The organism is Corynebacterium sp. HMSC035E02 (assembly GCF_001836065.1).
In the GTDB taxonomy this organism is placed as follows: domain Bacteria; phylum Actinomycetota; class Actinomycetes; order Mycobacteriales; family Mycobacteriaceae; genus Corynebacterium; species Corynebacterium hiratae.
In genome coordinates this window covers 67,609-76,842 of sequence record NZ_KV827347.1, presented here as the reverse complement: position 1 = coordinate 76,842, position 9,234 = coordinate 67,609, and the positions used below count along the sequence as shown (strand labels likewise).

6 protein-coding genes and 1 pseudogene are annotated in these 9,234 nt (G+C 53.4%); 2 read left to right on the top strand and 5 right to left on the bottom strand.

From position 1 onward, the window contains the following. Window positions 1-39: 39 nt before the first annotated feature. Window positions 40-845: pseudogene (locus tag HMPREF2635_RS13675) on the bottom strand (IS3 family transposase); the annotation flags it as partial. Between the two features lie 59 nt (window positions 846-904). Between HMPREF2635_RS13675 and HMPREF2635_RS07410 the strand changes: the two are divergent. Continuing rightward, window positions 905-1,156, top strand: a complete 252-nt coding sequence (locus tag HMPREF2635_RS07410) for a hypothetical protein (RefSeq protein ID WP_070821508.1) — start codon at window positions 905-907, stop codon at window positions 1,154-1,156. 24 nt (window positions 1,157-1,180) lie between these two features. Here the strand turns inward: HMPREF2635_RS07410 and HMPREF2635_RS07405 are convergent, their stop codons facing one another. Then, window positions 1,181-2,077: a hypothetical protein gene (locus HMPREF2635_RS07405; RefSeq protein ID WP_070821507.1), complete on the bottom strand. Its 897-nt coding sequence runs from the start codon at window positions 2,075-2,077 to the stop codon at window positions 1,181-1,183. 773 nt (window positions 2,078-2,850) lie between these two features. Between HMPREF2635_RS07405 and HMPREF2635_RS07395 the strand changes: the two genes are divergently transcribed. Beyond that, entirely contained in the window at window positions 2,851-4,242 is a 1,392-nt protein-coding gene (locus HMPREF2635_RS07395; protein ID WP_070821505.1) for a sialidase family protein, read from the top strand. Here HMPREF2635_RS07395 and HMPREF2635_RS07390 read toward each other — a convergent pair. From HMPREF2635_RS07390 to HMPREF2635_RS07380, 3 genes are read right to left on the bottom strand one after another with little or no spacing between them, the layout of a single operon-like run. Beyond that, window positions 4,229-6,025, bottom strand: a complete 1,797-nt coding sequence (locus HMPREF2635_RS07390; RefSeq protein ID WP_141761692.1) for a heparinase II/III domain-containing protein — start codon at window positions 6,023-6,025, stop codon at window positions 4,229-4,231. The two genes, HMPREF2635_RS07395 and HMPREF2635_RS07390, sit on opposite strands and share 14 nt — an antisense overlap. Window positions 6,026-6,062: 37 nt before the next feature. Further along, window positions 6,063-8,234 (bottom strand): glycosyltransferase family protein, encoded by a 2,172-nt coding sequence (locus tag HMPREF2635_RS07385; protein ID WP_070821503.1) that lies wholly within the window; start codon window positions 8,232-8,234, stop codon window positions 6,063-6,065. Next, the gene (locus HMPREF2635_RS07380) at window positions 8,231-9,136 is read right to left on the bottom strand and encodes a hypothetical protein (protein WP_070821502.1); all 906 of its coding nucleotides are present in this window, start codon (window positions 9,134-9,136) and stop codon (window positions 8,231-8,233) included. The genes HMPREF2635_RS07385 and HMPREF2635_RS07380 overlap by 4 nt, the downstream gene beginning before the upstream one ends. Window positions 9,137-9,234 lie beyond the last annotated feature (98 nt).

Genomic DNA, 9,234 nt, shown 5'->3' with positions numbered 1-9,234 from the left:
ACCGGGCTGGATATCAGGTGTCTACCTAACAGGGGTCAGGTCCGCTAGAGCATTGGCGAAAGAATCGCCAACTGTTGCTCCGCTTGGCTGAATTCCGCTAAAGCCGTGAAATATTTCAGTGTAAAGTACTGGCTGTTCCACTCGCTATGGTGAATCAGTTTGTTTCCATGGATTCGCCCAGCAGTCGTTAACGCATGCTCCAAGCCCCCAGTGGCAGTGCATCGGTGCGCATCGTCGAGCGTGTGGCAACACCAACATTTTTCAGCTGTAGACGTCCACGCCTGCGGCCAAAAGCACCGGCTAGCTTCATCAGACGTGCAGTGTTGTCGCAACCAATATCAAAGGCCTCACAATTAATCATGAGCCATATTGTGCGGATGCCTCAGACCGAGAAATTCTTTGCATGTACGCGTTGGCTCTCTTAGGAGAGCAGGCTATCGCTCCAGGCTCTTGCGCGGGGGACGCGTGTGGCGGCTTTGCAGTAACCACGGGAGGTGATTAATCCACGATCTGCTGGGTTAAGGACTCGTCAGATAGCCTTGGGCCTCACACTAATCTTTGTACGCGTCGATGTAGAAGATCATTTTGTCGTGGGTCGGTCGAATTTCGCTGCGAAAAAGCCGAAGTGGTTTTAAGAATCCTGTTTGCTCGTTTCAGCTCGCGTTTTTCCTCGGCTCAGACACCCCAAGTCCTTCTTCCATTGTTTCGCCGCCTTACGCGTCTGAGTCATCACGTACTGAAGCGCTGTTACGGTACCACGCCCGTAACGTGTGATGAGATAATACAAAGAGGTTACCGACCTCCGTGTGGGCGCGCTGCAATGAAAAACACTCCAAGCAGACCATATCGATGATCTGATGGACTGCATTCTTCTTGAACCCAACGGAATACTTTCGCGGTAGCCATGTTCGCCCCGGCCTCGAAGGCCACTTACACCATGACCCCGCTCGAGCCTTCAAACCCCACGGTCGGCTCCCTCTACACCGCTCACATCACCGCCAAGAGCCCCGTGACTGGTGAGAGCTATGACCTCGTCTGCCGAATCGGCAGCGACAGTGCTGACCTAACCTGCCAGAAGCCCGGTGATCGCAGCGTTTCCGGTTCCTTCAACTCCGCCGCACACGATTGGCCGGATAGGGTGAATACAGTCGACTAGTCCTCCAGTGACGGGTTCCATGGGCTAATACTGTCCACAAGAACCCCAGGAGGAGGGAACCTTTTGTGATTTGCCTGAGGCTGCCACTTCACCTTTCAAATTATCTACAAACTCAGTGTGCACCCCGCGTGCTTCCATGCCCAATAGAATGTCGCGAATTGCAAGAAGCTGCATAGATACTCCATGCCCCTTAGATTCGGCATCTGCAATCACACGAGCAAGTGCCTCGGCAACGCTTTCCGACGCTCCCACTTCCGCACAATGCATCCCCCGTTGCAGTCCCTTCTCCTCTCGGTACTCTTTCGTGCCGATTGCTCCGTCAGCTGGCAGGTCTAGGTAGGAAAGACAGAAATAGTCTGGAAGACCAGCACGGGTGAGATCGCGAAGATAGCCAATAGGCCTAGTAACGATTGGAACTGGCGGCGTTATCAATGAGCGGAAGGCGCTAAATCGGTTGCTGGAAATCCTTTTGAGGTAGCGGCGCGTTCCTGGCACCGCGGCTTCCTCAAAGTACTCTCGTTCAGCTGCGATACTTAGAATATCGGCGAATGTTGCCGAATATTTTCCATCCAGTAAAGAGACCGAACCTGATCCTGAAGGGATCAACAAGTTACTTGAGTCATCTGACATCGCGCCTTGGAATCCAATGATGAGATTGTTGTCCTGGGTGATTACCAAGGTAGATGAGCCTATAACGTTGGCAGCGCTACTATCAATTAGATTAACTAATTCTCCCGTTTGAGAGTCAATGATCAAATCATTGCCATCGTAAATGAGCTCCTCATACCCTGGTGTGAAGTAGAGGTTATCCACCACAAGGTTGCTCGTAATATGGTCGAAATACCCGATTGGATGAACTTGGATTACGGCACTATTTTCGTCAGGGTCGCAAGCAAGCCCCAGCAATTTGCCGTTAAACATGGCGCGACCTTTTGCATAGTGTCGGCGTAAGTTGAGGTACTTGAACTGCTGAAGCGTACTCGGCAATCGGTACTTGAAAGAAGAGTACTCCCAAGGCTTTCGAAGACCGCCTCGCTGAATATATTCGTCGATACTCGGCGACTTCAGAAACAGACGTCCTCCAAATTAGCCATGCTGTATCCCACGGCTTTCTGGTACTCAGATAAGTCGGCCCTTTCGAGTGACTCCGCCGTACGTGAGCCCAACGACCTTACCGAGAAAGAATAGCGATCCTTACGCTCCTTGGATACAGCCCCCATCCAGTACAGCAGAACGACTACCGCGATAGCCACAGTTGCGGTAACAAGCACCGAATCGGGTATCACGGAAGTCTCCCACAACGCGGTAAGAACCGGAATTGCGATAGTGAGAGGAGTGAGAAACCGGGAAGCATCCGCTACCGTCACTGATTCGGCCAACAAATTCAACGACGACAGACTCGCGCCTTTCCAGCGTCGAACTGCCTGATAAACCGTTGCCTCTTCTCGTTTCTGATGCACAGGGAAACAGCTTATCTCACTCACACAGCATCGTATTGAACCAAGAGAAGTAGCAGCGCCGCTTGGAAACTTCGCTAGAGCATCAGCATCCCCATTCGGGATGTTAGAGCTCTACCCCCAGTGCTCAGATAACGGCACTGACGAACTCGAAACAGTTCCCATTATTTCCTGCTTCAGGCATCACGAGCCGCTAAACTTTTCCTCGTCTCATTCTCGCGCCCCAAGGAGCCTCTCATGCGTCGACCACCGCGCACCGGCAAAGCACTCGTTGCCCTAGCCCTCACCGCCTCTCTGGTTACCGGACAGGCAACCACCCCAGCACCTGCTGAGGCACAACAATTCCCATCCTTCCAGATGCCCGCCCTTCCCCAGCTCAATGAGGAACAGGTCCGGCAGGCCGTTGCCGCACTCGTAGCGCTTGCAGCAAGTGTTGGCGGTTTGGCGCTCATCGCCGGCATACTGCCCGGAGTCGGTTCTTCCAACGGCTCCTCATCGGCCCCAGCACCGAGCACCACCCCTACAGCAACTCCGAGCACTCCCACTTCCACGCCTGAGTCCTCTCAACCTTCAACTTCCCCGGTACCTACTGAGGAGTCCAGCTCCTCGGCGGAACCGACCACGAGCACAGCTCCCGCCCCAGTTACTTCCGTGGAGCCCTCCCCTGGTTTTGCGCAGCACGTAGCCGGCATCAAAGACCGGCTCGCCACCAGTGAAGAGAAAAATCCATTGTGGGCGTGGACCGCTCCCCGCGGCCCGCAGCTGACCCTGCCCACCCACGAAGGCAGCGGCCAAGCCACCCATCCTTCAGTCCTCTACTTTGAGAATGGTTGGAACGGTTGGAAGTACTGGATGGCAATGACCCCGTACCCAGCCAGCGATGAAGGCGCTGAGGATCCCAATGTGCTCGTTTCCAACGACGGCTGGACCTGGCAGGCTCCAGAGGGGCTAAATAACCCTATCGATGACCAGTTGGGCAAACCTAACCCGCACAATTCCGACACCCAACTCGTCATGGCTCCCAGCGGCGAAATGTACTTGACCTGGCGCATGGTCGATCGCCCGAACGGAAAGACCAACCGAATCTACCTAGTGAAATCCACCGATGGTGTGCACTGGTCGGAAAAACAGGAAATCTGGACCGGTGAGCCGCAGTTCATGTCTCAAGCCCTCATCTGGACGGGAGAAAAGTGGCGCCTCTACGGTGTAGCCAACGGCGGTGGCGTGCCTAACCGCGTGGTCTTTTACGAAAGCTCGGATCTCAAAACCTGGTCTGAACCAACCACCGTGTCATTTGACCCTGGCCTCACGTCTGGACAGCGTCTGTGGCACATCGACGTCCAACTCTACGACGGTGAATACATCGGCCTCGTCCACATCATCCCGGGCACGGTCAAGCAAGGTAACCTCTACCTTCTGCGTTCTCAGGACGGTGTCACTTGGAAGCGCTCGGACACCCCGATCATCTCCCACGAGGAGTCCGGCTACCCGAACCTCTATAAATCCGCCCTAGTCCCCCACGGCAGCGGGGACGACCTCACCTTCGAGCTGTACTACTCCGGTTTTAGCGAAGGCCGCGCTGACTGGCGCATCAACCGTACGGTGGCGGAGCGCGTCAGCGCGGAGTAAGCCCACCGTCCGCGTACCCTCGTTCAACGGGTGCGGACAATGCCCGCACTCGTTTGGACTTGACGTCATAATCAAAGAGGAAGGTCTGGCTCCCACGAACGATGCGCAGTATGCGTTTGCCAGGCCCATTCTCCTTGAAGGTGTACTCCACCTTGTCTTCTGGCTTGGCAACAACCACTGCGGTGAGAACGCCGAAGTCCCGGCTGGCGCGGCCAAAGCCGAGTGTCCACGTATCGGTGGGTTTCTCATTGCGGAAGACAATTCCACGCTGGCCCTCATGGTCGCCTCGGGCGAGGTTAGTATCCGTAGGCTCGAAGTAGCGCGAGCCGTCGATGCCGTAGCGGATGAACACCAATTGGGTTCCATCGACAACAGATCGGAATCGAACTGTCTCGTACTGCGAGCCCACGTATTCGAACTCTGGTGCCACATTCCATCGTTGCTCCGCGTACTCCACAGTGCGCGTCGGTTCAAGGCTGTCTGAGACCACAAAGGGGCCGCAGTCTACAAAGCACGCACTGCGATTCCAGTGAAGGCCTTCCCAAGCGGTGTCTTCAAGATCGAACGCCGACCACGATTCCTCGATCTGGTGATCGACCAGTCGTGAGGCTGCTTCAGCGTCGTGCTCCTTTCCACGAACAGTAACTACATTGTGAGCTAGACGGCTTTGGGCATAGGAACGCAACGGGCCCTTCACATAGCCTGGGTGACCTGCATCAACGATGATGTTCCTCGCGCGGTCCCAGTAAGTCAGTGACAGGTGGTCAAGATGCCCATGAATCTGCCGCGGCGGCCCGAAGCGCAAGGTGTAATAGCTTTCCAAATCCTTGGGCCTGCGCTGACCAAACCCCGAGCGTCCAAAAATGTAGCCCGCCTCGTAAACTTTGACTCGCGGTATCTCAGCTCCAGTAGCACCATTCGATAGCGAGAATTCCAGTGCCCCGCCACGGACAAACTCTGGTCGGCGAGGCATAGAATCGCCGACTTCCACAAATGTTCCGCCCGGGGTAAGGGAATGGGCAATAAATTCTTCCAGAGGCTTTTGCTTGGCACGCAGCTTCTCCACACCCGGTGCCCCAAGCATTTCTAAAGCGCCAACAGAAGTCTGTCGTAAACGTTCAATGTAGTTCGAGTACTCCGGTGCTTGTTCGTTGATAGCACCTTCACCGTCAATCATGACCTCAAGGCACGCTACAGCGCGCTCAGAACCGGTAGAAATCATAGACTCATTGCCCAGCCTATCTCCCACCACGAGCAGCGCAAGAGCCTGAGAAAGCCCATGGTTCCAGTATCCATCAAAATGTTCCAGCAGCCACTTTCCGTGATACTCGATAGCCTCATGCAGCCATTCATCCTCAGGAAAGATCTCACTAAGCGCGCATAGAGACGCCGCCCTAATCGCCACCGCATGCCCGCCCCAAACGTATTCATCGTCCTTCCACTCAAGCGTTACATGGTTCATCTCCCACCAATTCCACGCCACCGCCCACGCGAACTCTGCACCGGCTGCAACTTCCTCCGTCCACTCCGACTCAGGAAGCTCCGCCGCACGGTCCACTATGAAGTCGATCCAGTTCAGTGAGTGCAAGTAAAAACGCACTGTCGGATGCAATTGCTGTGCCTCGATCTGGGGCCAGAACGCTTCTTCAGGATCAAAGCAAACCGCCGGATAAGAATGAATCACAATCATTCCGTTTAACACACGCGAAACCTTGTTTGCACGTCCCAAGCCACCAGAGATCACGATGGGGCGGCCGCGGTTGGGCGAAGTATAAAGCGACAAAACTTTCCTTTCGACGAACTGTCAGAGCTTTCTCGTACTAAACGGAAAGCAGTATTTCGTCCCAACGCGGAAGAACTGTTGTAGTGTCCCAACGAGCAGCAAACTCGCGACACTCTTCTCCCCTAGCAGCAAACGCTTCTTTATCACGCATGCTCAGTACAGTATTTACATGATGCTCGATGGACAGATCTTCGGCAAAGGATCCAAAGACTTGTTCTACTCCCTCTCGCTCCCACAAAAGCGGAATCCCTCGTGCTGCCATCCCCTCGGCCGGCGCAAGATGAAAACTCTCTAGTTCACTCGGCGAAAGAACGAAACCGACTCCACGATTCCATGCTGCGATGTCTGCGCCAAATCCGTCGAAGACTACACGGGGCCTGAGACGAGAGGAAGACGAGACTCTGTTGAAGAATTCAAGGTACAGCTGCTTTTGAATCGCAGAATTCCATACATGTGGATAGTCCCACGGCAGTCGCCCTTTAAACCGCAGAATGTAGCGATCATCTTCCTCTACGAGCTTTTCAAGAAGATCTATGGCACGGTCAGGACGTTTGAGGAATGGGACAAAGCCGACCATTCCCAAGGTGAAACGAGCATTTTCAAGCTTTGGCCGATCAAAGTCGGACAAATCGACTGTATTGGGCAAAACTACAGCCTTGACAGTACTTAGGTCGAATTTGTCCCTTGCCACTGTGCGTACCCACTCAGACACGAAAACAAGGGTGTCTACACTAGTCCATTGGACCTTAGACATCCACGGCCCATTCAGTTCGAACCGGTGCAAACGCGCAACCAAACGGGTAGTTTCAGGCTTGTGGGTGGAGTACCAAGCCAGCGATGGGCCAGCCCACTCACAAAACACCACATCCGCCCACTCTGCAAGCAAACGACTCTGCTCAGGATCATGGTCATGCAGTGTCGTCCATCTGTCCTGCTTTACCTCAAACTTCGACGAAAGCTGCAAGTAGTCCATGATCTCACCCATGAATTTGAGGTCATGCGACGCTACCACTACACGACAAGGACGCACCTTGCCTTCGTTTGTCGGAGGTTTCATTTCGATAGCACGAGAAAATGCGTTACCCAAACGAGTTTCAGCCGCGTCCATTGAGTATTCAGCACTGGCGGCGAAAGCTACACGCCGCGCAACCTGAATCTGCCCCAGATTGCTTGCAATGGTCTGTGCAATCTCATCAATCGAATCGCCGGAATTGACATAGAAGGGGTATTCTTCACCCCATACCGCACAATGCTCGGTCGTCCGGTTGATTAGAGGTGCCGTACCAACAGCTCCATATTCGAGTGCCTTCGTAGAAATCTCAAGGCTAGAGTCAAGCTCTTCGCTTCGCCAGCCGAAGCCAATGTCAGCCTCGCTAATTCTTGCCATAGAGTCTTCACGCGTCAAAGCGCCGACCCATGTTACACCACTATCCGAATCCGAATTCGCACGCTCAAGTGCTTCACGCATGCGCTTAGCCCAGCTAGGTTCCGAAGAAGATGCATTTATCTTGGAGCCAATAACCTCGAGCGTCGCCGAAACGCCAAGCTTGCTCAATGCTCGCGGTAGCTCAAGCATCTCCAGAGTCCGCCACTCTTTCGCTAGCTTCCCTGAATATACAAGTCGAAGCGGCGAATTCTCAGGAGCAGCCGCTTCCGTAGGCTCCTTGAACAATTCACTCGGAATCATGGGGGGCATCAACACTGTCTTCCCCGCTGATTCTGTAACAATCCCCTCCCAATACGACCGTGCTGCTTCTGTCTGTGCCAGAATTCGGCGCGAAGCGATGGCGATCTTTCTCAACCGATCTACATTTCGTTCTGAGAGCTTCTTCGGCGGAAAGGGAATATCGGTAACATATGCCCATAAAATCTCAGCCACTTTAGGTTTCAACCCAAGTTGATAGGAAACCTCAAACCCGCGCGCCAAGACAGCGCACGCATTCGAATCAACGACGACTGAATCCACAAAATCAGCAGCCGCTTCAGGCGTCAGACCCTCCCCATTTTCAACACCACGAGGTGCGTGAATTACCACGTTTGAAATGCCGTCGATCGAGCTCAGAAGCATATCATTGACGACTCCGTATTTCAGGATGAGATGCACCTCATCAAACAAACGCGACAGGACTCTTGTAACAGAGACTAGCCATACCGACGAACCATCGATTGCATTTACGTTTACATCACCGTAGACGACGATAGACTTCATACTTCTTCGCCTCGCAATACAGAAGTCAAGACCTTCAACACTGGGAAATAAACATCATCTTCCCACTCCCAGTTTGGCTCTGTTCCTTCAATAAGAACCGTTGCCATTTTTCTTAATTCATTCGAGAAATGGTCTTGTTGTGATGCCTTTACTACTAAGACAACCACCCCCCGTGCCTGCGCCTTTCGAATGTGTTCCGACAAGCTTAAGAACCGCGAGGTGGACTGTGATGTTAGTGTCCCCGCCCAGGCACCAGACTTCAATTCTCGTTCATCCACAATAAGATAAGACGTTCCGCTGCAGCATGCACCAAGTTGATGAGGAACCTCAATTCTTTGCACAAAGCCAAGGCCGCCTAACGATTTCGCAAGAGAATCCGACCCAATCACTTCGATTCGACGCTGACGAGTTTCATCGGTAGCACCTTCGAGAGCCCTCAAAACTTCAAACGCATCGCTGTCCATTGTCTGCATGGCTGCAAGCCGTCCTGCTTGTTGCGCTGACGGACGATCCAAGATTGCAGATGCGGTAATTGTTTGCGGTGCAAAAAATAGCCCTTGCTTGGCGTCGGCGGCCCCGTCTTTCGGCACAAGGTCAGGAGCGACTAATTCATTAAGGTTCCGTTGCCGGGCTTCTCGTTCATATCTCTTTTGACCAGCACGTAGCTCTTCATTAGCTTGCTCCAAACTGCTCACTCGCCGTAGAATTTCGCGCGTATAACCTTCTGATTTCTTTTGAGAAGACACCCACATTGAAAGGAAGAAGAACATAACGCCTAAGGCTCCGATGAACAAGAGGTTCTTCATGACTGTCGGCTCCACAACTATGGCTGTTGAAGCCAACAACGCCGATAAAGCGCCAAGAAGCGTTAGTCCCCTGCCTCGTCGAAAAAAGTCAAGCACTTTCGCTCTCCTTAGAGAAACGTCGACGCACCATCGGTCTACCTTCCTTCCTTGTTCCCGCGCACATTGAATCCAGGAACTCTATGTCTTCCGCACTG

Excerpts from the sequence above, each read along its gene's own strand:
- HMPREF2635_RS07385 (WP_070821503.1), bottom strand. The coding sequence starts at position 8,234 with ATGAAGTCTATCGTCGTCTACGGTGATGTAAACGTAAATGCAATCGAT.
- HMPREF2635_RS07395 (WP_070821505.1), top strand. The coding sequence starts at position 2,851 with ATGCGTCGACCACCGCGCACCGGCAAAGCACTCGTTGCCCTAGCCCTC.
- HMPREF2635_RS07410 (WP_070821508.1), top strand. The coding sequence starts at position 905 with ATGTTCGCCCCGGCCTCGAAGGCCACTTACACCATGACCCCGCTCGAG.
- HMPREF2635_RS07405 (WP_070821507.1), bottom strand. The coding sequence starts at position 2,077 with ATGTTTAACGGCAAATTGCTGGGGCTTGCTTGCGACCCTGACGAAAAT.